Annotated in this window: 1 protein-coding gene; it reads right to left on the bottom strand. The window is 45.3% G+C overall.

The window, feature by feature from the left end:
* Window positions 1-254, bottom strand: a 254-nt coding sequence (locus SB658_RS25800) for an SDR family NAD(P)-dependent oxidoreductase (RefSeq protein WP_410603316.1), incomplete at both ends; no start/stop codon positions are given.

The raw sequence follows: 254 nt of genomic DNA, 5'->3' as shown, positions 1-254 counted from the left end.
CTAATTGCCCAAAGGCTTCAACTGTTTTTTCTACCGCTTTCTCGCAAAATGCTTCGTCACCGACATCTCCTGCAATCGTTAAACATTTGACGCCTTCCTGTTCTACGCGCTTTTGCGTATCCTTTGCATCCTCATGTTCATTTAAGTACACAATGGCGACGTGTGCCCCTTCTTTTGCATAGGCAACAGATACAGCACGTCCAATTCCACTATCTCCGCCTGTAATCAATGCAACTTTCCCTTTAAGCTTGCCA

Origin of the sequence: Bacillus sp. SIMBA_008 (genome assembly GCF_046535495.1) — a bacterium.
Classification (GTDB): Bacteria; Bacillota; Bacilli; order Bacillales; family Bacillaceae; genus Bacillus; species Bacillus subtilis.
The sequence above is the reverse complement of the archived record's forward strand: the minus strand, read 5'-3'. Positions and strand labels throughout refer to the sequence as shown.